Here is a 25,039-nt window from a genome sequence, read left to right as displayed (position 1 = left end):
GTTAGCGTGGATCTTTTCATTTCATCTTCTCCATTAAACGCTCCATTATTTTATTTTTAGTATCCTCTTCTTCAAAACCAGTTATTGCAGCCACAATAGGAATTTCATTTTCAGAGACCGCTTTTCTAATTAAACGAGATAAATACTTTTGAGCATTTTCTTCATCTGTGCCATTTAGTAAAACAACATAAGTATTATTATCTAGTTGTGCCAGTAAATCTGTAGAACGATAATTGGCCGTTAGAATTGAATTAAGCAAAGCTATTGTATGACTTTGTGGGTTAACCGCTTTAATAACTAGTAAGGAAAACGGATATCCAAACCGCTTACTTTTAGCTATCTCTAACTCTAAGTGACTTAAAAAAATGCCTTCATCATAAATTTTCATTTTGGTATTCACCTCCAACTTACCGGCAGTATATTTTCTTTTAACTGTTTGGCAAGAGAATTCTTTAATTACAGCTAATACAACCATTTACCTACTCTTTCTCTACGCCTTTTCTTGACTTTTATCCCTAACTAAATATGGTGTCCATAGTTTCTTAGTTAACAGGGGAGTGTATATCCTTGAACTTCAAAGTATTATTTGTCCATCCATTAGACAATGGGCTTAAAGCATATGTAAAAGTAGACAAGAAAATTTATTATATTACATTTCAAACGAACAAAAACAGCGCTAAATTCACAGTATACAGCGAAAATGAAAAAGATAAGTTATTAAAACACAGTAAACTTAGACAGGAATTACTAAGTGAATTTATGTCGTTTTTAAAGCAGAATAAAGATGATATTAAAGTAGGAATATATATTAACGAAAGTCTAGAAGCATTTAATAAAGTATTTAATCTAACAAAATTAGAAAAGAAAAGTAATGGCAGTGTAGATATAGAGTTTTCTATACTTAACGATCAATATGCTATTTCAAACTTAATTGTGTTGAAAAGAAAAAATAATGTATTTATTGATGATAGCAGGGCTTCCTTTACGCACTATAATGAGAACTGTTTTTGTGAAAACATTAAGCATAATCACGGTATTAGTAATTTTGAGCACTGTTTAGTCCTGATTGAACACCAAGAGATAATCACAAAATGGATTAAAGAGGAGTATAAGAAGAAATATATTACTAATAGGGCTTCTAATATTATTCAGTTTCCAACAACCTAAAAGGCGAGCGGCAAGAGTTAACCAGTCCGGCAACATAAGGTAAGTAAAAATAAAAAAAAGGTGCAAGTTGCACACCTTTTTTTTATCCCTGTTAACATTAGTATGAATAGCAGCCTATTTAACTTCTATAAGAGACGAAAGCTTTTCTGACTTGGTTATAAAACTTTTCCAATCGTTACTAATTGTCATATTCATTCCAAATCCTACTTTTTTGAGTTTTAACTGCAGTTCTTCAAATTCGTCTTTGTTACTCTTAGTTAACACACTAAACTTATACAACTCATCGTGAGGATACTGTCTTAATGCCATATCGAGATGTTCCATAACCATTTGATCATCCTTTGAAAGCCACCCGGAGTGTTTTCCATTGTTAGTCGCAGCATCTAGCCCGTTTAAAACATCACTTAACTTAGTCGTTACCAAGTTAGGTTCAGACCAAGCATTCTTTTTTTGATGTTCTATTAAACCATCAAGTTCAACAAGTTTGTATTGCACTTCTGAGTAGAACAATTCTTTATGAGCTGAGCTTATTTTCAAGTATCCAATAATCAAACAAACTACTAAAAATAGGTTTACTAACATCGATATGACAAAAATATTCTTTTGTTTTTCACTCACAATATCCCCCCTAAGCGTTAATTCATTTTAACACCCTATTTCCATTTTAATCCATAATTGTTTTTGTAATTTATTATTAAAGGTGGGGTAACAAAAAGAAGAAAGTTCTTACTGTACTCGAATTTTTTTAAGTAAATTCCAAAATATATATTTGTTTGCTCTTTTTTCATTTATACTTTCTTATATAAGTTTAAGGAGGAACAGGAAGATGAAAAAATGGCTAATATCTTTTTTAATGATTACGTTAGTTTTAACTGGGTGTGCAGAATCACCAAGCTCTTCATCAACTAACGACACAAACAACGCAACAAAGACGGAAGATGTTTCAAAGGGACAGACTCCAAAAGAGGAAGCTAGTAAAACAACTGAGTCTACTGATGATGATTCTAACGAAAAAACTCAAGAGAAACCAACCAAAGAAGAGTCTCAAACTACTCAGAGTAAGGAAACCACAAATAATAAAGAAACTACTAAAACTACTTCTTCAACTACTGCAAATAATGTCTCGAAATACCCAACATTTGAAACAACTGTTACAGCTGTAATTGACGGCGATACTTTTCACACTTTGATAAACAATAAAGACGAAAAAATACGGCTAATAATGGCCGACTCGCCCGAAGTAGTCAGCCCAAAAATTAAGGGAAAGCAACCCTGGGGAGAATCAGCATCTGTTTATACAAAGAGTGTTTTAAAGCCAGGTACAAAAGTCAATCTTGAATTAGATACGCAAGAAAGAGATCGTTATGGCCGTATACTTGCATATGTCTATGTAAATGGAAAGATGCTTAACGAAACACTTATAGAAAAAGGATTAGCTAGAGTAGCTGTTTTCCCTCCTAACACAAGATATGTAGACGAATTTAGAGAAATTCAAGAAAAAGCAAAGCAACAGAAGTTAGGCATCTGGTCAATTGATGGCTATGTTGGTGAGAAAGGCTTTAACTCAAACTCTCAAAGCTCTACAAATTCTAGTCAAAGCAGCAGTTCTCAAAACTCTACTTCATCTAGTACAAACAGTAATTCTAGTGGCAGCTCTAACACTAGCTCAACTAATTCAAGTACCCAACCGTTCCAAAATAATCCTGCAGATGACGTAGAAACTAACACTTCTTGCAAAAACAAGATTAAAGGAAACGCTAATAGCAAGATTTACCACATTCCTGGAGGAGCATATTACGATAAGACTGTTGATAATATAGTATGGTTCTGCACAGAGCAGGATGCTCGAAATCAAGGTTATCGTAAGTCCCAACGATAATATAATTAAAAGAAGAGTTAAACCCTAACTCTTCTTTTTTTATGAAATTAATTCCTCAGATGTTCATTTAAAGTACTTTCTTTTTAGATATTCTCTTGATTGTTTTGACTTTTCATTATAATTCTGTTAGTTTTATTGAAATTTTCGAGGGGAGGATCAGAACTATGTTTTCAATAGAAGAAGTCGGACTGGATTATTATATCCCCGTTTCTTGTCAGGAAAAATATAAAAAAATAGCTTATAGCTCTTTACCATTAGAAGAAAGAATTGTTCAGTTATTAACGATTAATCCTCAGTTTATGGTAAAATCAGCAACTATTAGCGACGAAGAAAATTACAAAAAAATCAAATATAATAGTTCAGTACAATTAATAAAAGAGAAAATTTCTCTACAAAAAAAATTGGAGTTTTTTTCTTTATCTTTAAATGTTAAACCCCATATAAAAGAAATTACAAATGGACTTATTTATCCAGACGTAGCAGACTTTTTAACGCTACTTCATTTAAATATTGTCTTTAAATATGTAAACGAAATTTATCCCCCAGGCGCAATGCTCCGTATAGGAAGTCAATTTAATTACTTCAGAAAGTTCTCAAGAATATCCCAAAATACCGCCAAGCAAATGCACAATATCTCTTTAAAATTTAACAATGTAGCGGAAAATTTAGCAGGAACAGATAACTTAATTAACATATTTGATGTATATGAGGCAGTAGAACCATTTAAAAAAGAATTTTACCTCAAAGTAGAAGGTGCAAAATTTGATTTTCTACAAGAAGAGGGAAGTATGAATCAGATTCGCAAAAGTGCTGAATATTATATGAATTATGTTGTAGATCCAGATTATTTTCCAAACAAAGAAGCGGCTTGGAACTTTTGTATGTATCACGTTCTAGATTCTACTGCTTATAAAACAGCCGTTGTTTCAATGTTTGATACGTCACACGGATTATTTGAGCGGTTTAGCGAATTAATTCAAGTAGAAACTAGGTTTCAAAGCGGATCTAATGTCAAAGAACACCAAAACAGCATTTATATTGCCTTCCTACCTGGGGCTAGCACTTTTTCTTTTAATCGTTTAACTTTAAGAAAAACAAGTGGCTTATGGGAGTTAACTACATATAAACAAATCACAAAGATAAAAGCCAAAGAGAAGTTCATTAAACAACTTACACACCCATTTTTCTTTGAGGAAATTTCTAATGGCTAAAGTATTTAAAGCCCATAATCCGCTAAGGGTTGAGACCTACAGATACATAACAATTATTTCAGCTTTATGGCTAATTTCATTTTTTGTTTTTGTACTTATGGATGTATTAGAGATAATGCAATACTTTGGCTATGGTTATCTGTGCTTTGTCTGCTTAATGTCTGGCTACTTAGGTAGAAAAGTAAGAATTAACCTTAATGGCTTAACTGGAGAAGCACGAGCTCTTAAAATAGTAAAAAACTTACCTCCAGACTACACTGTATTTTCAAATGTTACATTATTATATGAGGAACAAGAGAGTGAAACTGATTTAATTATAGTTGGCAAAAAGGGCGTATTTCTCATAGAAGTAAAAAACCACACCGGAGTAATTACCGGCAAACCTGATGATAAGCGTTGGGTACAGTTTAAAGAAACAAAATTAGGTGGAAAATACGCTAATCCATTTTACAATCCCACCAAACAGGTTAAAACACACGTATATCGCTTGTCTGGTGTTTTAAAAGAAGTGGGATATTCTTATTGGATACAAGGAATGGTTTACTTTGTTAACCCGCTTGTAGAGGTTAAGGCATATTCTAATCAAATACCTGTGTTAACCCTAAATAAGTCTTTTAAGTCTTTCTTAGACGAGTATGAACCTAAGAGGGAAGTAACAAAAGCGGAACAACAATTAATTATTACTTCTATTAGAAAACAAATTGCCTACGAAAAGCAGAGAATTAAATTTAAGCAACCACAGGAAAATTAAAAGCCTTACTATTATTTATAAGTAGCAAGGCTTTTTGTCATAATTATATTGTAAACTAGGCTACTTACTCAGATAAAAAATCGTTAATTTCTTTTTCCATCTGATCCAACTTAGCTTTTATATGCGGCTTTACAATATTATAATTTTTCTCGTATTTACATAAGTCACAAGAACAATTTAGTTTTGCTTTGGACAACTTACCAGGATGAGCAATCCAAGAGTGATCATTATCTTCCTCAGGATCCAAACTCCATACATTCGTTAAAATATTAAGTTTGTGCTTAATAGCACGATTGCGTTGGTGTCGATAATACGAACGCGAACGATTTTTCATACGTGAAACCTCCCTTGAGTAGCGTACCCGCTGCAGGGAACCTCAAGGAATGCTGTCTTTCCCTACAGGCAAGTACTAAGGAGATTCACAGTGTAGAGCTTATTCATTCTCTTCACCCCTCAATTTACTGTTTACACATTATACACAGATTTACTTAGTAGGCACAATTATTTGGATTTAGTTAACTTCTTAATTGTCTTTTCAGTACGAATGGCCTTATACCAACCATATGTACTCAAACCTGTTGAAGTGAGGAATATCAAATATACTGCATAATGAAAGAAGGGAATATTGAGATAGGATCCATATGTCACCTTGCAGACTAAAGCCCACCACATCACTCCAATTAATCCAAGAAGCATAAGAAGTTTCTGCGTAGTTTTTTTAATTTGAAATAACATTCTTATCACCTGCCTTTTAAATCTTTAGCAAAATGTTTTTTATTTCTTATAAAAAATTAAAATATTTTTTATAAAACCTTAAAAACCTTGAATTGGCGGGGTTTTATTGTAATCGTTTTCTTCTTTGATAAAAAAGGGTTTTTTACTTGCAAAAGCAATAAATATATGAACAATAAAAACAATTAAGGAGGGATGTAGAATGCTAATTAAGTTACTTTCTAAAAATCAAAGAATTATGTTTGAGGATAAGCCTATTACTTGGGTTAAATCCATCGAAAAGGTCTCTAAGCCGCTTTTGAATGAAAGCGCAATCAAAGAGAGTTATGTGCAAAAAATGATTGACAATGTAAATGAATTAGGTCCTTATATTGTTATTGCGCCAAAAATTGCTCTTGCTCACGCAAGGCCGGAAGACGGTGTAAATGAATTGGGACTAAGTTTACTGGTAAGTAAAGAGCCTGTTAAGTTCTCAGAGAAAGAGGAACACACTGCTCAACTTATTTTCGCCTTAGCTGCAACGGATTCAGTAAGTCACTTAAGTTTGCTTTCTGACCTTGCACAAATATTTAGCGATCAAGCTAATATTAATTCTTTATGTGAACTTAGAACGTCAGAAGAAGTTTTGCAATTTATTTCAAAATGTTTAGGAGTGGTAGAATGAAAATTTTAGTTGTTTGTGGTAATGGTTTAGGTAGTAGTTTAATTACAGAAATGAATGTTAAAAAAGCGTTAGTTAATATGGGTATTGAAGCAGAAGTAGGACATACAGACTTAGCAACTAGTAAAGCTGAGAGCGCAGATTATTATTTAGGAGCACCAGAAATAGTAGAGAATTTAAATGATGGCACAAGAAAGATTATTGGAGTGCGTAACATCTTTAGCCTACCCGAAATAGAAAGCGCTTTAAAAGAACATCTTTAATACATATGTAAGCGTATACTTTTAGAGTGAGGGAGTGATTATTGTGTTAGATATTATTATGAAAGATATTTTAGGAACACCAGCAATCCTGGTTGGCTTATTCGCTTTACTAGGTTTAGCCCTCCAAAAGAAATCAGTTTCGGATATAGTATCCGGAACGCTTAAAACCATTATGGGTTTCATTATTTTAGGAGCAGGAGCGACAGTTGTTACAGGTTCCCTTGATTTCTTTGGAAAAATGTTTGAAAAGGCATTTCACATTCAAGGAGCCGTTCCAAATAATGAAGCAATTGTGGCATTAGCCCAAAGCACATTTGGAACTGAAACAGCCCTTATTATGTTATTGGGTATGATTGTAAATATTATTTTAGCTAGATTTACACCCTTTAAATACATATTTTTGACTGGCCACCACACTTTATTTTTGGCTTGTTTAGTTTCAATTTTGTTGTCAGGCAGTGGTTTATCAGGTGTTGGACTAGTACTAGTTGGTTCAGTAATTCTTGGTTTGTGGATGGTTCTTTCACCGGCAATCATACAACCTTACGTAAGACAAGTAACTGGTAGCGACGATATTGCGGTAGGTCATTTTGGTTCAATTGGTTACTTAGTATCAGCATTTGTAGGAAAACTTTTAGGCAACAAACAAAATACAACAGAAGAAGTTAAAGTTCCAAAGTCTTTAGGATTCCTTCGTGATTCTTCTGTAGCAGTAGCATTAACGATGGCTATAATGTTTTTAGTTGTTACATTATGTGCAGGCCAGCACTACGTAGAAACACAACTTAGTGGTGGTACAAACTATATTGTATTTGCTATTATTCAATCTATTACCTTTGCAGGTGGAGTTTATATTATCTTATCAGGTGTTCGTATGGTTATTGCTGAAATCGTTCCATCTTTTAAAGGTGTTGCAGACAAATTTGTTCCCAATGCAAAACCAGCACTTGATGTACCAGCAGTATTTCCGTTTGCTCCAAACGCAGTAATTATTGGATTCTTAAGTAGTTTTGTAGCAGGACTAGTTTCAATGGCTTTATTACCACTGTTCGGATTAGCAGTTATTATTTCGGGTTTAGTACCACATTTCTTTACCGGTGCAGCAGCTGGTATATTTGGTAATGCCACTGGTGGAAGAAGAGGGGCTATTTTTGGAGCATTTGCTAACGGCTTAATTATTAGCTTTTTACCAGCGTTGTTATTACCTGTCCTTGGCGGTTTAGGTTTCCAAAATAAAACTTTTGGTGACGCCGATTTTGGGTTCATAGGTATAATTCTAAGCTTCTTTATTAAACTATTTTCATAATAGCTAACTAAAAATTACTCTGTATATAAAATTAAACAGAGTATTTTTATTTTTTATCTATAAGACTATCTAAATTCCTACATTTTAGCCGATATATGGATTATAATAAAACAATATTCATTGTAAAAAAGTCCTTATTTACCTTATTTTATTTAAAATTTTAAACAAGGAGAATGCTAAATGGAAAAATTAAGTCTAGAAGATATTATAGAAAAACTAAATCTAAAAAAAATTAGAGAAATTAAGGGTTTCACTCAAAGCGAATTGGCTAAGTTACTGGGAATAAGCAAGGATTATTACGTTGAATTAGAAGAAGATCCTAAAGATATGCCAATGGATATCTTTATGAAACTTGGCTTTGTAACTGATATGTCACGTTCCGATTTACTTGCTATAAGCGAATCATCCAATGAATTGACAAGCAATCTACCTAAGTTAAGTAAACCGACTATGTTAAATCTACCGAATGTCTATGAAAACATTAGTTTTAAAAGGCGCACCTTATTAAATTATGTTAAACCAACATTAGAACGATACTCCAACAAAGAAGATAAGGCTTCTGCAGTGTTAAAAACTAAGGAATTAATTAAATTAACTAATGCATATAGTGCAAAACCATTAGTAGCTCTCTTGGGACCTTCTGATGCAGGAAAGAGTACCCTTATTAATAGTTTAACGGGTTTAGATACTTTGCTATCACAATGGACTCCTACAACTTCATCAACTGTTTACTTAAAGCATTTACAAGACAAACCGGAATGGCTTGGAGAAGATAATGTTTGTATCTTTAAAGCTGAAAGCAAAAAAAACGGATGGAACTTTAGAAATATTTATGATGAAGAATACTGCGTAGCACACAAGATAGCAAGCGGGGATTACAGTACTCTTGAAAAATATTGCAACAGAAACACTAGTTACAACTATAAAGAAGTTGACTCTGCTGTAGTCTACATTGACAGCCCAGTATTACACGCCTGTGACATAGTTGATTTGCCAGGTTTCGGCACAGAAGAATTAAACGATACTATTCAATCTCAAAGAGCAAGGGAACAAGCAGACGTTGTATTATTCTTGTGTCAAAGCAACAGCTTTTTAAACAAAATGAACGACATACTTTTCTTAAAAGATGTTATTAAGAACCTTGCTTCTACAAATAGTTCTGAGATTCCTCTGTTATCCAACTTATATGTTATTGCTTCTCAGGCTTACATTATAGAAAAAGATGTTGATAAAGTGCTAAATCGAGGTAGAGATGTAATGTCTCAACAACTATCTGAAGAAATTATTAAACAGTTCTATGGCAAATCGAAAGATGAATTTGTTGAAGCATTATCTAAGCGATTTTTCACTTATTCTTTAGAAAAACCAATACTTAGAAAATCTTTTGAAGAAGATTTAACAAATTTATTAACTAATATTTTCCCTCCTATAAAAACTAAGAAGTTAAACGAGGAAATAGAAAACTATAAAGTACAAGCAACTAGACATTACACAATTGAAATAAAGAAGGTTGAGAAGGTTCTAGAAAATAGACAGCAAGCTCAGGAAGAATACAACGAACGAATGAAGTCAAAACCTGAGGCTGTAAATCAAATTAAAAGCAAAAAAAAAGTGTTAGAAGAACAAATAAAGCTTTTAAAAATAAATAATCAGCAAGAACTGAGATTGTGGGAACAATCAGTATTAACTAAGAAGAATCTAGTCTCTATGATCAACGAGCACAACTATAATAAAAAGAATGCTCAGGAATTTTTACCATCTAATGTTTCTGATTTGTATTATGCTAAGCTTCAAGAAATATTGCGTGATTCTACAGACAAGATCCAAGACCAAATTACTGAATTCTTTAATGAGCTAGAGGGGATTACTAAAGCCATTACAAAGATTCAGGTAGAAGGAACTGAAATTCCGCTTGATTTTAAAGGTATACTTTCAGGAGGTTTTGCAGGAGCGACTGTTTTAGGCGCGTTAGGTTTTTGGGCATCTACTGTCGGGAATTTAGGCGGCTACATTTTAGTTGCAAAAGGAGTAAGTCTGCTATCTGCTGTAGGGATTTCAGTAGGGGGAACCGCAGCTGCTGCATCGTTTGTTTCTATTATTGGTGGACCAATTACAATTGGAATTGGAATTGCGTTAGGAGCATTCTTGTTAGTGAAAGGTTTATTTGGAGACGGATGGAAGCCTAGAATAGCTGAGAACCTAATTAAGGCATTTAAAAAGCAAAACGTGTTAGAAAAATACGAGGAAGTTATAACATTATACTGGGATGATACAATTACAGCTGTTGATTTTGTAGTAGAAGATATTCTAGAGAAGATTGAAGAACAACTTGAACAAATAAAAAATATTATTATTTCCAATGACATTAACGAAGTTAAGGAATCCGTTAATGAACTCAGGGAAATGGAAATCTTTTTTAGTGAAATTCCCTGGGAAGTAGAAGTGAAACAATTAACTACTACTTAAAAGCTCTTAGTATTTTAATATGTTTTATAAATAATGTTAAAAACACTTCTTATCCGTTAAGAAGTGTTTTTTGTTTTGTTATATCTGCTATTTTCCTCTCAAGTTCAGCTGCAAGCATTTCTTTCTTACCGGAACGCGCTAATTTTAGGAAATTCCTATAACCTTCCTCTGTAAGCAATTTATTATGCTTTTGATATAAATAAATGTATCTTTTCAGGGCTTCCTTATACGATTCTAAATCAAAGTGTAAGTTCGCTATTTCTTCTTGTATCCATTCTGATTTTTCAAGTAGTTGTCCTACAGCTCCAAAGGCTTCATTTATTTGCTTTATGTTTCTATAAGCATAAGCTGTTAAAAACTCTATTCCTAATTTAGACCATTGCTTCACATCATAAATATGCTTTTCGTTCTTGTTCATATATTCAACTAACTTATGATGATATTTCCATTCTAATATTAACTGTATTTGAGTTTTCCAGCATTCATTATTAAGGGAAGCGTTATTAAATAAGCAATTTTTTGCTTGTTCTAACTGTCCTAGTTCGTGTAAGAGTTCGGCTTTTAATACTTCAAGTAACGGGGACACACTTTTATAGCTATTGTAGACACAAAGGAATTCTCTCAACATTTCATTACGTTTAACACTTTTCTTTATATCTCTACTACTGATAAAATCATCTATTTGCTTTGCTCTTTCTATCCAACTATTCTGCTGCAGGTATATTTGTTCATTAACTCTATCTCTATTGCCTAAAGCTTGATTGATTTGTTTCGTAAAACTGTCAGCATCACTTGCTAGAAAGCAATATGGCTCCCCAATTAACTCAGGCATAGGTGTAGCCACCGTTTTTAAGCCCGCTGCAAGGTATTCGAAGTATTTAATAGGATTAGTATTAACAATTAAATCTTCCATTTTAAAAGGGATAATACCTACGTTAAAATGATTAACGTAAGCCGGCACTTGATTGTATTCTTTTGTTCCAAGTAAATATATATTGTCCACAGCTTTTAATTTATCAACATTTGTATAAACAGTTCCAACTAACAAGAATGCTTTATCTTTGTTTTGCTTTGCTACTTCTACCATTAAATCTTGATCAAACCAGTTAGCGATTGCACCCATATAACCAACAATAGGTTTTTTAATAGATATTATATCTTGAGGCTTATCATAGCTCTTCATAAATACTTCTGGATTAACAGCATTGGGGACTAGAATGCAATTCAGATTCTTTTTACTCTTATGTACATATAAAGTCTTCGAAGTAACAATAACACCTTTAGCCATTTTTAATAGTTCTTCTTCGTATAAAACAACCCTTTTAGTTGGGTAAAAGCCGCTTAATTCATCAACGCAGTCATAGTAAACGTCTATTGGATCGTTTAAATTTTTAAGGCAGTTGACGTACTCTGGAAGGTAGACCAAAATCTTGTTTATTTGATGTTTTTTGATAATAGCCTTTATCCAGTCATCTTTTAATTCTCTAATATTCCCACCAGCTTCTTTTACCTCAGAAATCATTTCATATTGAATTACTCCATCACTTACTACAGGGCTATTAACACGACAGGCAATAAAGTCCTGAACGCCTGTTGTTAAAATGTGACTATAATTAGGCACAGGATTTAAAAACACTACTTTATTCCCTAGATTGGCTAGTTGAACCGCTAATTGTTGTGCTCTTTGCCACAAATCGTTCTTAAAATGAACAGAAGACAAAACAAGTATATTTCCCATTAACTCTCACCTCTGCCTCCTTACTTCTACCACTATCTATAATATCTTTTCGTATTTTTAAAGTTTAATTTACAACCTTAAAAAGTTTTAGAAGGCTAAAAAACTAATTTTCAAAAATAGTTAGCAAAGGAAAGGGGATATTAATGAATACTTCTACCATTACAGCTATCCACAAAAAAGCAATTGCTTTTTCAACAGAGAATAAAAGACGCTAATACATTTTGGAGCAATGTTTCCGAAGAAGAGGCACAGCACTTAATAGGAACATCTCGATTAATTGATGGGGATTCTAAATTCGCGGAAAAGGTAGTCGAACTACACAAACATAATGATGCTATTCTCTACAATCTATATAAGCACTATGAAAACTCAACAAAAAAGCGAAATTACTATAAAAACGGAATAGTAAATAAAAAACTAATTAAAGAAGAAGAAGGAAAAGCGCTAACTAAGAAAATTGCTGTATTTTTACCGCACATTTCGTGGACAGGCGGTATGAAGATGATTTTTACGTTAGGAGACATTTTAAAGCATAAAGGCTATCACATAGACTATTATATTCCTTATAATAGGACAGGAGAAATACTAAACTTGGAAGTAGGGCCAATTTCATTACAAGCAATTACCTATGAAAATGACTCATCCATTCAATCCTTTTCATCCCAATATGACCTAGCTATTGCTACTTACTGGGACCTCATTTTTCCTTTATACCAAAACTTTAAAAAGACAGTTCATTTTGGTCAAGGAGACTATAATACCTTTTCAAACAAACCCGAAAAAATAAAAATGTTGCAGCTTTTTTACTCATTACCTGTTCATCATATGGGCGTATCTAGTTTTCTAACAGACATAATGCGTCAAAATTATAATCGTAAATCTTGGATTGTCCCTTGTAGTGTTAACTTAAATAAATTTAACGTCAATAAGAATTTAGAGAAAGAAAATTACATATTAGTGATTGGAAATGCCTCTAATATATATAAGAACACAAAAGAAACTATAGAAAACCTTTTACCTATTGCAGAGAAACTTAACACACATATTAAATGGGTTACGCCCACAGAGGGAGAATTTAATCATCATCTAGTAGAAACTATTATTAATCCTTCTCAAGCAGAACTAGTAAGGTTACTACAGAAGGCCAAAGTCCTTGTTAATGGATCTTTAATTGAAGCTTTTAGCCTCCCTCCACTAGAGGCAATGGCTTGTGGTACTCCAGTTGTCGCTTCAAATAGTATGGGGATTCTTCAATACGCTGTTAACGCAAAAAATATCTTATTATTTTCATTTAAAAATTACGAGTTAATGCGAGAGCATATATCTACCATTTATACAAAACCAGAAATAGAGTTATCTCTAATTAAAGAGGGACTGGAAACCGCTAGAGACTACGAAGAGGGCGCTATCAATGAAATGAACTTTGAATTAATAGAGAATGAATTTTTAGTAAGCCGCTTCATAAAACCTTTCTAAACAAACAAAAAAGAGCATTACTGCTCTTTTTTGTTTGTTCCATTTATACATTCAACATTTTATTATTCTTAGTGAAAATCTTAATAATTGAAGTGCCGTTTTACCTTACTTTGATAATTACAAAAATATTTATACTCTTTTTTAATTGTTCCCTGGGTAAGAAATTCGGTTTTAAACTCTTCGAATTGCTGTTCTTTTCCCTCGTCACTAACCTTAAACTCGTCTAATAATTCTTTAAATCCTACCTGATCTATTGAATAAGGGCCAATAAGACCAGACATAGTTTCTACTTTATGACCTGATCGGTCTTTAAGTTCTTTAAGCACATTATAAAAAAAGCCATTTGACTCCAATAGAACATATTTCGCATCTTTAAAGCGTATAGTTGCCTTTGAATCTTTACCTTCTTTCACTAACAAACCTAATCCGTCCATCTTTTCAAAAGTTACATCCACTGGAATTTTTAAATAACTGCTAAATTGTAAATCTGAGTCTTTGTGACGGTAGGTAAATAACCTAAATGCATCGGCAAATATGTACCCTTGTCCTTTAGAATCTACAACAAATGTTTTAAAATAATTTGCTGCTACTGCCATAACAGAAACAAACTCTAATTTTTTTAGAGATAGCACATAATCATTATCTTTTTTTCTTTTTAGCAACACCAACACACCCAAATAAAACTAATATATTCCATTTTTTATAAATTATAAAGCTTTAACTTAACGTGCGACCTAAATTAGCAAGAAACACTTTAAAATGTTTTTTCAGTTTTTTTACTTTTTATATAAAAAAGCACTTTATAATTTCCGCAGAACAAACATTCAAAGGAGAGATTTAAATGAATCTAGATGTATTAAAAGAAATTTTTCGAAACAAATCAGAAATTAAGGTAATTAGAAACTACCGCACAACTCATAATCCTAAAAATAAGGAGAAAACTCGTTTATGGCTTGAAAAAACTGTGTTTAGAATAGCTAACTTTGAAGCTGGTATGCCTGTAATTATAACAGTAGTCGATGGTTATATTCATATTCGAGTAGCAGAGATTTTAGAAATACCTACTCACCACATACACGGAAGAACTAAAAAAGACGGGGAAAGAGATCCACTATTAGATGTATGTAATAACGAGGTAGACGCAGTTCTAGAAATAGGAATAAAGATTGACGTAGTGGTAAAAGAGAAGGAGCTCATTATCTATAAAGAAATGTCATTTAAAATGTTTGATGGCATTAACAAAACTGAATTCTGGAACGACGGAGCAAAGAAATATAAAGTTGTTTCCTTATTCAGCGGAGGTGGTGCTATGACAGCAGGCTTTGTAAATACTCAAGGCTTTGAATCTGTTATGGCAATCGATAGCGATATTCCTGAGCAAAACCCTTTTGACTATGAATTAGAAGGAAAAACAGCTAGCTATACATCTTGGACAGTTGAAACTTTTAAAAAGAACTTCCCAGATACACTTTTCTATTGGGGAGACATAAAATCCATTAATCCGATTTACATACCTAAAGCTGATATTGTTATTATTTCTCCACCTTGCGTGGAATACAGTGGGTTAGGCTTAAAAATGAAAGGGTTAGTTGAACACTTTGCATCTCACATTGTTCGTATCATTCTAGAAACGGGCGCATTCGCAATTTTCTTTGAAAACGTTCCAGCCTATTTCAAGAGTCAAACGTTTAAAATGATTAAAAGTATGCTATCCGATGTGTTCGTAGAATGGCACGGAAAAGATATTAATAGTTATGATTTAGGTGCTATTGAATCCCGAAACCGTCACTATGAAGTGGCATTTAGGGATAATACAATCTTTGAATTTCCAGAGATGCCTCAACTCCCAAATAATCGCAGAAAGAAAATACAAGCTTTCTTAGATGATGAGTCTACGGTTAAATGGAGACCAATTGAAGGTACGGTAATGTATTCTTTTCTAACTACTCATAAAGAGAAGTTTTCACACACTGGATTTACTAGCGATAAAAACAAAATGCTAGTAGATTCAAAGGATAATAAAGTTGCTTGCTTTGTCAAAGGGTACGGGAAAAGACAATCAGTATGCTCTTATTTAAAAAACCCTAAAGACGATTCTCAGTGGAGACCTTTTACAACAAATGAAATAGCAAAGATGATGAATTATCCTAACTGGTTTGAATTCCCTAAAAATATGTCTACCACTCGACAACTGGAGGTTTTAGGAAATTCCGTTAATAACAAACCAATTGAAGCTATCGCTTCTCGTATTGAGAATGCATTAATGGCATATGAAATAAAAAAGAGTGCATCCAAAACAGTGGAGCTAGATGAACTCGGGCAACTTAAAGCAGAGATAAATAGATTAACACAGCTTGAAGCAGAATTTAAAAGAGAACAAACAAGGAGAGCTAAAATCGAATCTGAAAAGGAAAGATGTCTGTTCTGCTCTTAATTCCATAAAGAAAACATATTCTGATTAATAATATATAAGCAATTATAAAGGAGAAGAATGTTATGACTATTTGGGAAGAGTTAGACAATATCGAAATTAATAAAGAAGATTTTAGCTTCTTAGAGGATATTCTTATAGATGAAAAAGGTAGTCAAACGGTAAGTTTAATGTCGCCGCTTAATAAATATACCTTTATATCAGGTATGAACGAACTGCTAATAAACATTTTAAATATTAGCAAACAGCTAACTGTAACGTGCTTTCAAATAAATAATGAAAGTAAGAAGCAGGCGGTTAAACAAGCATTAGAGAAATTCGCAAAAGAGAAGGGATACACTTTAAATTTTTAATTTTATCCCTTAATAATTAGCTACAATAAATTTCTAAACAACCGGTATCGTTACTGGTTGTTTTTTTGTTTTAAAAGGGTTAATTTCTCTATATTTTTTCCAAAAAAAATAATTCCAAATTATAATAACAAAAATTTTACGGAAGGATGTCATTGATATGTCTATGAAGTCAAGAGCAATTAAAACTTTATTACTACTTGCAATTGGAGGAGTGTCAGGAGTTGTAATAACAAACGGAGGCATTAACGCAATAGAGAATATTTGGCACAATTTCTTTCCTGAAGAAGTAGAAGCTCAAGTACAGGAGGAGAAGAAGGTAGAACCAATTAAGTATCACAAAGTTACGGTTAGCGAGGAAGACTTAGGTAAAATTCAACAAATTTCTTTACTATTTACGTATCAGCAGTTCTATAAGGATTCAGAACGTATTGACCTAGTGAAGTTGCTTTACGCTGGTAAAACTGATGATCGAAATTTCGCTAAAAAAAGTTATAAAACGGTTATTAATTGGTTTGATAAGAAGTGGCGAGAAAAAGCTATTATGTTTAAGGTCAAAAGCGTAATTTTAATGGGGTATTACACTGATGGGTTTGGGATGAATGACATTAAATACAATCCTGGTAATAAGACCCTATATATAAAATCGCCTCAGTTACAAATGGCAGCCATAATTGATTATTCCCACACTCATATGAGCGAGGGTATTCGCACTTCAATGCTTGATCCAATTCAAGTTGAAGAGATAGACAAGTATCATAACATAACACAAGACCGAATTATTAAGAAATTTAGTAGTTCAGAGTACAGAGAGGCAGCTTATAAACTTACAAACGATGATTTAAAGAAAAAGCTTATTCATAACAAGAACTTATCTATAGACGTAGAGCACGTAGTATTTGAAGAAAATACTGAAGAGATTAACGTTTTAAATGACGCTTTAAAGTTAGATGAATTAGCCGACTCTAACAACGTTAAAAACAACGATCCTATGGAAGTTCTTAAGAAACAAGAAGAAGAAGCGAAGAAGAAAGATAAAGAAACGAAAAAATAATACTAAAACATTTTAAGGAGACGGTTAATAATGAACACAACGAAAAAAATAACACTTGCACTTACAAATTTACCTAAATTCAAAAAGGAATTTAAAACGTTTTATGACAATTTCTGTACCAATGCTAAAACAATATTAGATACTCAAAAATTAAAAGACAGAATTGTAAAGCTCCTTGAAACACTGGATGACTTAAAGAAAAGAGATGCTGAAATCTTCACAAAGCAGAAAGAATATAAAAGCGTGCTTAATAACATTAAAAAAGGAGAAATAAAATTAGCATCCTTAACAGAGGCTTCTAAGACCCCTAAAGAAAACGCCAGAACACAAGAGGTTGATTTTGATGAAATCATTTCCAATAATTCTAAAGAAAAACAAGATATTGAACAATCAAAACGAATTGTAGAAAACAAAATTAAAGAGTATCAATTCGAACTAAATACTTTAGAAACAGAGATTGAAAATGGCTTGCACCATCTAAAAAAAGATTCTTTAGCTTTTAAAAATGAGCTGCAAAAAGATGAGAACAAAGGAATATTAAAAAGCGAACTTGCTAAGAAAATCCGTACAAATAGAGCACTAGCTTCTACCATAACCTTCCCTGAAGCTACTAACAGTTTCTTAAATAAAGTAAAGGAAATGTTCAAAGAGCTTCCAGAAGTTCTTAAAGTAGATGAAAATGTGTTTATTTGTGAGAAAGACGGAATTTACGACACTGTCATTTTGTTGAATGAGGAAAGGTTTGTTATCTCAATTAATTCAGAAACTGAGTCTGTACATCTTGCTGTTATTGAGGAAGACATAGAATGCCCACAAACTATTATTGGTTCAGGGAGTAATTTTCATAACCTTGTTTGGAACAAAGAGGTTGAATTAAGTAGATTTAACTCAGAAGAAAGAGAATGGGACAAAGAAGATACTGTTGAGGATTTTGGAGCAGATTTAATTACACAACTTTATCGTCAACTTATTGTCTTTGAAAACTTAACACCTGAAAGCAAAGCAATAGATGAACTTACGAAAATAGCTTTTAGTATAGGCGAAAGTTATGACCTAAAACACAAATCACTATTGGAGGTTCATTAATGAATAAAGCAGTTGTAAATGATAGTTTAGTTTTGTATTCGTTGAGTCAGGAAGCATTTCAAGAATTTGAGAAAAATAATCAAAGCGTAAAAAAGAAGGTGACTAGAAAAGCGATAGGTATTACTTTTACAGGTACCGCATTAGCAGTTATTGCTTCTAATACTTTATCTTCAAACTTAGTACATCAAGGTATTAACACTAAGAAAACTGTTTCTGAAAATGAAATAAAAGTGGAAACGCACGTTAAAAGTGAGACAATTGCATTTTCTCCTGAGCAACTTGGTGCTCAGTACTATACAAAAGATGGCAAAGAGATGGTAGGTACTGTAAAAACATCCGAAGCAAAAGTTTTTAATAAAACTTTAAATCGCCCAATAGAAGCTGAGACTATAAAGGATATAAAGACTATAGGTATCGAAAACAATAAATTTGTTCCTTTTGTTCGCTACGAAGTGAACAAGGGAGACAAAGCTTATGCACCTGGTGATGGGAAAGTAGTTAAACTAACAGACAATACAATTACTATTAAGCATATAGAAGATGACCTTACATACTACTCTGAAACAGTTGGAGTAAAAGCAAATATTAAGGAAAATCAATCTATTAAAAAAGGACAAGCTTTAGGAAAAGTCGTTAGCGATACTGTGAAGTTTGCTGTGGCCGAAGAGTACGATGGAAAACAACTTTATAAGTATATTCATCCTAACTTAGCAGTAGACATTAATAAATCTGATCACTTAAACTATGAAACTGGCAAAGTAGAAAAGGCAAAGCCCGTATCACAAGAATCATTTGATACAGTTTTACCTCCTACTACAAATAAAGCCACTAAAGAACAAAGGGAAGTTGTTAGCAAACTTCCCTATGGTAATTTAATTCTGAAATATGCTGATGAATATGATATGGATCCTGTATTAATTGCATCAGTTATTAAAAAAGAGTCTGATTTTAAACCTAATAAGCCTTCTCCGGCGGGAGCTCTTGGTTTGATGCAGTTTATGCCTGGCACAGCTCCAGAGTGGGGTGTTACAGATCGAACTGATCCAGATCAAAGCATTAAAGGAGGAACACGTTATTTAAAAAGCTTAATAGATAGTTTTGATGGTAGCGTCCCACAAGCTTTATACGCATACAACTGGGGAATAGGAAATGTGAACAACCTTATGGATGTAACAGGCGTTAAACCAAATGAAGAATTAGGTAGTTTAGGAACAAAAGATATTTGGGATAAAGTAGATTTACCCTATAAGAAAAGACCTCCAAGCGAAACAAAGGAATATGCACCAAAAATTATAGGGTTTTATAGGGATTACTTAAAACAAGCAAATGAAAAAGTAACAAATTCATCTGTTCCTAATGAAAAAGAACTAAATAAATCAACTGATTCTAGTAAGATTGTAGATGATGTAATAACAGAAGCAGCTAAACACAAAGGCGCGAAGTACCTTTGGGGTGCGGCTACAACTCGTACTGATGCTTTCGATTGTTCTTCGTTTACCCTTAGATCATTTAAAGCGGCAGGCATTACGTTGCCGAGAACATCTCTCGAACAATCTAAGATGGGTACCGAAGTTTCTTTAGATAATCTAAAAAAAGGGGATTTAGTATTCTTTGACACCAATAAGGATGGTGTTATTAACCACGTAGGAATTTATGTGGGGAATAATACTATGATTAACGCTTCAAAGGTAGGTGTCTCTTATGCAAAACTAAAGGGCAATCCATATTGGGGTCCTAAATTAGTAAAAGCAGTTCGTGTAAAAGCCGAAAGCACTAAAGAAACTACTACGGAGAATTCAGGTAGAAATCATATTGGTAATGTAATGGCAAACCTTCAAAAGACAGGGTTAAACGAAATGGATTTTGACGTAAACCCTAACGAATGGTTAGTAACTGCCGATTCAGGTGTTAATTTAGATAAGGTAAATCCAGAACTATTAATAAGAATTTCAGCTGTTGCTAAACACTACGGTAAGAAGATCACCATTAATTCAGGTTACCGTACATTCGAGAAACAGAAAGAACTGTACGATGCCTATCATAGCGGTAGATCAAGTGTTGAAGCTGCTAAACCTGGAAACAGTAGACATAACTATGGACTTGCTATTGATGTTGATGACTGGGTTCAGCAACTATCGGAAGCAGATATTAAAAAATTCGGTTTACATAAACCAGTTAGTAGTGAAAATTGGCACGTTGAACCTCTTGAAACCAAGGGCCAAACACCGACCAATTTAAAAGACACAACAAAAGAAGATGATAAGTCTAAGGACACTTCAAAAGAAGAAGCCAAAGATGATAAGTCTAAGGACACTTTAAAAGAAGAATCTAAAGATGATAAGTCCAAGGACACTTTAAAAGAAGAAGCCAAAGATGATAAATCTAAAGATACTTCAAAAGAGGAACCAAAAGATGATAAGTCTAAGGACACTTCAAAAGAGGAACCTAAAGATGATAAGTCTAAGGACACTTCAAAAGAGGAACCTAAAGATGATAAGTCTAAGGACACTTCAAAAGGGGAACCAAAAGATGATAAGTCTAAGGACACTTCAAAAGAGGAACCTAAAGATGATAAGTCTAAGGATACTTCAAAAGAAGAAGCCAAAGGTGATAAGTCTAAAGATACTTCAAAGCAGGAAGTTAAAGAGGACAAATCCAATTCATCTGATCCATCTAATTCAAGTGCTGCAGGCACTAAGGAAGAGTTAGATGAAAAAAATCTTGATAGTTTAGGTAAAGAACACAACTTTATCTACCAGCAATTCTATAAATAATAAATGAAGAGCAGAAAATTATTTCTGCTCTTTTTATAGTCATTTTTAATTTTTTCATTTGAAGTTTTAACAGTAATTCAAGACATATTAAATATTTTTAAAAGATATACTATATATAAAAGACATCACTGTTCCGTGATGTCTTTTTACGTTTAAAAAGTTAAATTAAAAAGATGGACAAGTAAGGTCATTAGAAAGACAATCCAAACCCATATAGCAATCTTTTTATGTAGCTTCCATTGTTTAAATTCGGCCTTGTAAAAGTAATCTTTTATCCAAATTAACAAGACAGCAGCAGTTACAAGATATAACATTATACACAATCTTATAATAACAGCTATTACTGGGTGTTTTATTGCTAGTGGGACGCCTACAATACACATTAATATGAATAATATAGTTGCGAACATATTAAATTTAATAAAAGCATTGTCCTTTTTACTTAAAATATCTTTTTCTCTTATTAGTTTAACTGTACTTCCCCTTTTATTTTTTGTTACTTTCTTCCTTTTTGGTAACTCCATTTTTATCATATTTTTGAGCTCCTTTTCTTTTTCTACACATAATTATAATTGGAATTCATTTATTTTATGGAAATAAAAGTAATTTGTGATTTAGTAGATGATCTTAGGTTTTCTAAGAATCCTCCTTTTTTCTATGTCTTATATATGGGTTAAGAAGTATAATATGTATTGGAAATTGAAAGGGGAATTTTAATATGCTTGATATTAAACAGATTAAAGAAATACTACCTCACCGCTATCCATTTTTATTGGTGGATCGCATATTAGAAGTAGAAGAAGGTGTAAAAGCCATTGGAATTAAAAATGTAACAGTTAACGAAGAGTTTTTTAATGGGCATTTTCCAGAGTACCCAGTAATGCCTGGAGTATTAATTGTAGAAGCGCTAGCTCAAGTATGTGGAGTCATTATGTTATCTAAGGATGAAAACAAAGGAAAGCTAGGTTTATTCGCCGGTATTGATAGCTGCCGCTTTAAAAAACAAGTGGTTCCCGGAGATCAATTAAGATTAGAAGTAGAAGTTACTCGTGCTCGTGGCGCATTTGCTAAAGCGAAAGCAACTGCTACTGTTGATGGGGAAATTGCTTGTGAGGCAGATATTACATTTGCTCTGCAAGATAATACTAAAGCTTGAGTTGAAAATTAGTACATAAAAAACAACAATATAAGGAGTTAGAGTACTCCACGTATTGTTGTTTTTAATTTAATGTATTTAACTAGTCTCTAATACACTTTTGTCCTCTTCTTCGTCATCGATTAATATAAAAACTAAGATAAGGGGATGCCCATAGATGTTTTCCAATACTATTTTTTATATAAAAAAGAGACTACATCCTATCCTATTAAAAATAGCTCTCTCTATTTACACTTGGAATAGCTTACATAGGTTTTCTTCAAATTAACATTATAAGATATGCTAAAACAGAAATTCCTTCTAATGCTGATTACATCATTATTCTTGGAACAAGAGTAGATGGCACCAAACCTTCTGCATCCTTAACTTATAGAATTGATAAAGCTGCTATGTATCTTTTGCATAATCCTTACACAATAGCCATTGCTTCTGGTGGGAAGGGACCAAATGAGGGTATTTCAGAGGCAGAAGCCATTAAAGAAGCCCTCATTGCAAAAGGGATAGGGGAGGAGAGAATTACATTAGAAGATCGCTCCACACGTACCACAGAAAATATTTCATTTTCAAAAAAACTAATACCCAAAGGTAAAAGTATAGGAATAGTAGCTAGTAACTACTTTCACATATATAGGGCTCGTAGCATAGGAAAAGATAACGGCCTTAGTCTGTATGCTCTTTCGGCAAAAACTCCATTTAAAGAAGCTCCTAAATGGTACTTTAGAGAATATCTCGCTATTACTAAATATTATCTAGAAAAGACACACGTTATTGATTAACTCTACACCTCTTAGTAATAATATAGTGCAAAACATACTTCTTAACCCTATACTTAGTTCAAGAAGGCAATCACAAATGAAGAGAATGCTTTATACTATAACAGAGGTGATTTAGGTGTCTTTAGATAACCAGAACAGCGGAACAACAAAAGCGAATATTGATGAATTCACTATAAAAAAATTTGAGAAACACTTCCTTGAAAGAGTAGAGGATATGAATTCTTTAAAGGTAAATGTAACAACTTTGCAAGGTGCGCTAGACTACCTACAAAAATATAGTGGTGCAGTTAACTTATCACTGAACACTTACGATTCTAAAAGGAAAATATGGATTTCTTCTCAACCTATTATGTTTGCTCACATAAACGAAGACACCATTGATAATCGTTGGTATATCATTGAACAAAGCGGTAAAATGCAAATGAGAATTTCCAAGGAATCGTCAAACTATTATATTCTAGATAGAATTGAAAATGATGGTATACATTTGGTGTTCTCTTATACAATTTAAAGACCTATACAATATTAGGTCAGCACGTTTTAAAAGATCGATATATACACTATATCGATCTTTTATTATTCTCCTCAATTACCGCACTTTAAATTTTATCTTCAACAAACAATTTAAGCCATCAGAACATCATAATTCATAGCAGCTTATTTATGTTCATTTCACATATAAGCATATACTTTCATAACATTTCATAACAAAAACTAAGAGATCATACTTAAAACTAAAAGATACTAATAAAAACTACATAATAACAGTAATGCATAGATATTACTAAAATAAATGCAGAAAAAGTTAAGCTCACAAAAAACTTTTTTGTATCATTCAAATTTAGCATAATTGATTTCACTAAATTAAGAGACATTTTTAATAACCGTAGGAAAAAATTAGATTTACACTTGTATTTTTTTTTAATGTATAATACCAAATTGTCTTAATAAAAAAATATAGCGAAAAACATAAATGGTAAGTCAGACTTCATATATAAAAAACAATTTATACCTGAATTAATTTTTATGTGAAAGTTTTATTCTACGGAGCGTGTTACAGAATGTTATTAGCAAAAGAAGAACAACAAGAAAAACCCGTTTATCGAAAGTGGACACGAGAAGAAGAAGAAAGATTAACTTCCCTTTACGGAACTAAGTCAATTTATAGTATTGCTCGAATTTTAAACAGAAACCCAAGTGGGGTTTTAAATAAAGTTAAACGAATGAAGCTATCTAGCAGTAATGAATATCAAGGTTTAATTAACATTACGCAGTTTGGTAAAATTTTGAATGTTCAACCTCCAACAATAAAGAGCTGGATTGAAAATCGAGAATTCCCATATACAAGAAGAGTCACTACTTTTAAGCATTCATACATATTAATAGATATAGGTGAGTTTTGGGAGTGGGCAGAAAAAAATAGAGACGTAATAGATTTTTCTAGAATTCAACCTCAAATTTTACTTCCTGAGCCTGAATGGTTTCAAGCCGAAAGAGAAGCTGATAAGAAGACACGTAAAAAAGGAAAACGATTTTACACAAAAGAAGAAGATGAATTAATTTGGAACTTATACTATAAAGAGAAATTGAATTATAAACAAATTTCACAGCGGCTTGATCGTCCAGAAGGTTCCGTTTCTAAAAGGTTATCTAGAATAAGATTAAAGCGAAAAACTAGTAGCAATAATTAATTTAGTTTGAAAATCATATTAAATATTTATTTTTACTTCACACATTCAATATGTGTTTTTGGATCTTAGCC

The 25,039-nt window shown here is 32.6% G+C and carries 24 protein-coding genes; 18 read left to right on the top strand and 6 right to left on the bottom strand.

What is annotated here, in order from left to right; genetic code table 11:
- Nucleotides 1–16 precede the first annotated feature (16 nt).
- Nucleotides 17–475, bottom strand: a complete 459-nt coding sequence (locus tag WKH56_RS05590; protein ID WP_342834801.1) for a GGDEF domain-containing protein — start codon at nt 473–475, stop codon at nt 17–19.
- 92 nt (nt 476–567) lie between these two features.
- On the opposite strand from WKH56_RS05590, the gene WKH56_RS05585 reads away from it, so the two are divergent.
- Nucleotides 568–1,167 carry a hypothetical protein gene (locus WKH56_RS05585; protein ID WP_342834800.1) on the top strand — a complete coding sequence of 200 codons (600 nt, stop codon included), beginning with the start codon at nt 568–570 and terminating at the stop codon, nt 1,165–1,167.
- Between the two features lie 114 nt (nt 1,168–1,281).
- On the opposite strand, the gene WKH56_RS05580 is transcribed toward WKH56_RS05585, so the two are convergent.
- Nucleotides 1,282–1,749: a hypothetical protein gene (locus tag WKH56_RS05580; RefSeq protein ID WP_342834799.1), complete on the bottom strand. Its 468-nt coding sequence runs from the start codon at nt 1,747–1,749 to the stop codon at nt 1,282–1,284.
- 244 nt (nt 1,750–1,993) lie between these two features.
- Between WKH56_RS05580 and WKH56_RS05575 the strand changes: the two genes are divergently transcribed.
- From WKH56_RS05575 to WKH56_RS05565, 3 genes are all read left to right on the top strand, one after another.
- Nucleotides 1,994–3,046, top strand: a complete 1,053-nt coding sequence (locus WKH56_RS05575; protein WP_342834798.1) for a thermonuclease family protein — start codon at nt 1,994–1,996, stop codon at nt 3,044–3,046.
- A gap of 164 nt (nt 3,047–3,210) precedes the next feature.
- Nucleotides 3,211–4,257, top strand: coding sequence for a hypothetical protein (locus WKH56_RS05570; protein ID WP_342834797.1), 1,047 nt, complete (start codon nt 3,211–3,213; stop codon nt 4,255–4,257).
- On the top strand, nt 4,250–5,008 hold the full coding sequence (locus WKH56_RS05565) for a nuclease-related domain-containing protein (protein ID WP_342834796.1): 759 nt from the start codon (nt 4,250–4,252) through the stop codon (nt 5,006–5,008). Before WKH56_RS05570 ends, WKH56_RS05565 begins: the two co-directional genes overlap by 8 nt.
- Before the next feature lie 64 nt (nt 5,009–5,072).
- Here WKH56_RS05565 and WKH56_RS05560 read toward each other — a convergent pair whose 3' ends face one another.
- Nucleotides 5,073–5,342, bottom strand: coding sequence for a hypothetical protein (locus WKH56_RS05560; protein ID WP_342834795.1), 270 nt, complete (start codon nt 5,340–5,342; stop codon nt 5,073–5,075).
- A gap of 600 nt (nt 5,343–5,942) precedes the next feature.
- Here WKH56_RS05560 and WKH56_RS05555 point away from each other — a divergent pair.
- The 4 genes from WKH56_RS05555 to WKH56_RS05540 all read left to right on the top strand — a co-directional run bounded on the left by WKH56_RS05555 (nt 5,943) and on the right by WKH56_RS05540 (nt 10,436).
- Nucleotides 5,943–6,404: a PTS sugar transporter subunit IIA gene (locus WKH56_RS05555; protein WP_342834794.1), complete on the top strand. Its 462-nt coding sequence runs from the start codon at nt 5,943–5,945 to the stop codon at nt 6,402–6,404.
- Complete coding sequence (locus WKH56_RS05550; protein WP_316910785.1) at nt 6,401–6,664, top strand: PTS sugar transporter subunit IIB; 264 nt, start codon at nt 6,401–6,403, stop codon at nt 6,662–6,664. The genes WKH56_RS05555 and WKH56_RS05550 overlap by 4 nt, the downstream gene beginning before the upstream one ends.
- 43 nt (nt 6,665–6,707) lie before the next feature.
- Nucleotides 6,708–7,970 (top strand): PTS ascorbate transporter subunit IIC, encoded by a 1,263-nt coding sequence (locus tag WKH56_RS05545; RefSeq protein WP_342834793.1) that lies wholly within the window; start codon nt 6,708–6,710, stop codon nt 7,968–7,970.
- Nucleotides 7,971–8,150: 180 nt separating this feature from the next.
- The gene (locus tag WKH56_RS05540; RefSeq protein WP_342834792.1) at nt 8,151–10,436 is read left to right on the top strand and encodes a dynamin family protein; all 2,286 of its coding nucleotides are present in this window, start codon (nt 8,151–8,153) and stop codon (nt 10,434–10,436) included.
- 49 nt (nt 10,437–10,485) lie between these two features.
- Here WKH56_RS05540 and WKH56_RS05535 read toward each other — a convergent pair whose 3' ends face one another.
- The gene (locus WKH56_RS05535) at nt 10,486–12,174 is read right to left on the bottom strand and encodes a glycosyltransferase (protein WP_342834791.1); all 1,689 of its coding nucleotides are present in this window, start codon (nt 12,172–12,174) and stop codon (nt 10,486–10,488) included.
- Between the two features lie 183 nt (nt 12,175–12,357).
- On the opposite strand from WKH56_RS05535, the gene WKH56_RS05530 reads away from it, so the two are divergent.
- Nucleotides 12,358–13,650, top strand: a complete 1,293-nt coding sequence (locus WKH56_RS05530; RefSeq protein WP_342834790.1) for a glycosyltransferase family 4 protein — start codon at nt 12,358–12,360, stop codon at nt 13,648–13,650.
- An 80-nt stretch (nt 13,651–13,730) separates the two neighbouring features.
- On the opposite strand, the gene WKH56_RS05525 is transcribed toward WKH56_RS05530, so the two are convergent.
- Complete coding sequence (locus tag WKH56_RS05525; protein ID WP_342834789.1) at nt 13,731–14,312, bottom strand: hypothetical protein; 582 nt, start codon at nt 14,310–14,312, stop codon at nt 13,731–13,733.
- 179 nt (nt 14,313–14,491) lie between these two features.
- On the opposite strand from WKH56_RS05525, the gene WKH56_RS05520 reads away from it, so the two are divergent.
- From WKH56_RS05520 to WKH56_RS05500, 5 genes are all read left to right on the top strand, one after another.
- Nucleotides 14,492–16,084 carry a DNA cytosine methyltransferase gene (locus WKH56_RS05520; RefSeq protein WP_342834788.1) on the top strand — a complete coding sequence of 531 codons (1,593 nt, stop codon included), beginning with the start codon at nt 14,492–14,494 and terminating at the stop codon, nt 16,082–16,084.
- Nucleotides 16,085–16,146: 62 nt separating this feature from the next.
- Nucleotides 16,147–16,434: a hypothetical protein gene (locus WKH56_RS05515; RefSeq protein ID WP_342834787.1), complete on the top strand. Its 288-nt coding sequence runs from the start codon at nt 16,147–16,149 to the stop codon at nt 16,432–16,434.
- Nucleotides 16,435–16,591: 157 nt separating this feature from the next.
- Complete coding sequence (locus WKH56_RS05510) at nt 16,592–17,485, top strand: hypothetical protein (protein WP_342834786.1); 894 nt, start codon at nt 16,592–16,594, stop codon at nt 17,483–17,485.
- Between the two features lie 30 nt (nt 17,486–17,515).
- Complete coding sequence (locus WKH56_RS05505; protein WP_342834785.1) at nt 17,516–18,571, top strand: hypothetical protein; 1,056 nt, start codon at nt 17,516–17,518, stop codon at nt 18,569–18,571.
- Nucleotides 18,571–21,345, top strand: coding sequence for a transglycosylase SLT domain-containing protein (locus tag WKH56_RS05500; RefSeq protein ID WP_342834784.1), 2,775 nt, complete (start codon nt 18,571–18,573; stop codon nt 21,343–21,345). The genes WKH56_RS05505 and WKH56_RS05500 overlap by 1 nt, the downstream gene beginning before the upstream one ends.
- Nucleotides 21,346–21,497: 152 nt before the next feature.
- On the opposite strand, the gene WKH56_RS05495 is transcribed toward WKH56_RS05500, so the two are convergent.
- On the bottom strand, nt 21,498–21,878 hold the full coding sequence (locus tag WKH56_RS05495; protein WP_342834783.1) for a hypothetical protein: 381 nt from the start codon (nt 21,876–21,878) through the stop codon (nt 21,498–21,500).
- Between the two features lie 185 nt (nt 21,879–22,063).
- Here WKH56_RS05495 and fabZ point away from each other — a divergent pair, with 185 nt between their 5' ends.
- The 4 genes from fabZ to WKH56_RS05475 all read left to right on the top strand — a co-directional run bounded on the left by fabZ (nt 22,064) and on the right by WKH56_RS05475 (nt 24,968).
- The gene (gene fabZ, locus WKH56_RS05490; protein ID WP_342834782.1) at nt 22,064–22,501 is read left to right on the top strand and encodes a 3-hydroxyacyl-ACP dehydratase FabZ; all 438 of its coding nucleotides are present in this window, start codon (nt 22,064–22,066) and stop codon (nt 22,499–22,501) included.
- Nucleotides 22,502–22,740: 239 nt separating this feature from the next.
- Nucleotides 22,741–23,277, top strand: coding sequence for a YdcF family protein (locus WKH56_RS05485; RefSeq protein WP_342835589.1), 537 nt, complete (start codon nt 22,741–22,743; stop codon nt 23,275–23,277).
- 115 nt (nt 23,278–23,392) lie between these two features.
- Entirely contained in the window at nt 23,393–23,788 is a 396-nt protein-coding gene (locus tag WKH56_RS05480; protein ID WP_316910798.1) for a hypothetical protein, read from the top strand.
- Nucleotides 23,789–24,338: 550 nt separating this feature from the next.
- Nucleotides 24,339–24,968, top strand: coding sequence for a hypothetical protein (locus WKH56_RS05475; RefSeq protein WP_316910799.1), 630 nt, complete (start codon nt 24,339–24,341; stop codon nt 24,966–24,968).
- Nucleotides 24,969–25,039 lie beyond the last annotated feature (71 nt).

It is taken from the genome of Priestia sp. SB1, from assembly GCF_038898415.1.
Note: the sequence above shows the minus strand (reverse complement) of the source record. Positions and strands in the feature narration are given on the sequence as shown.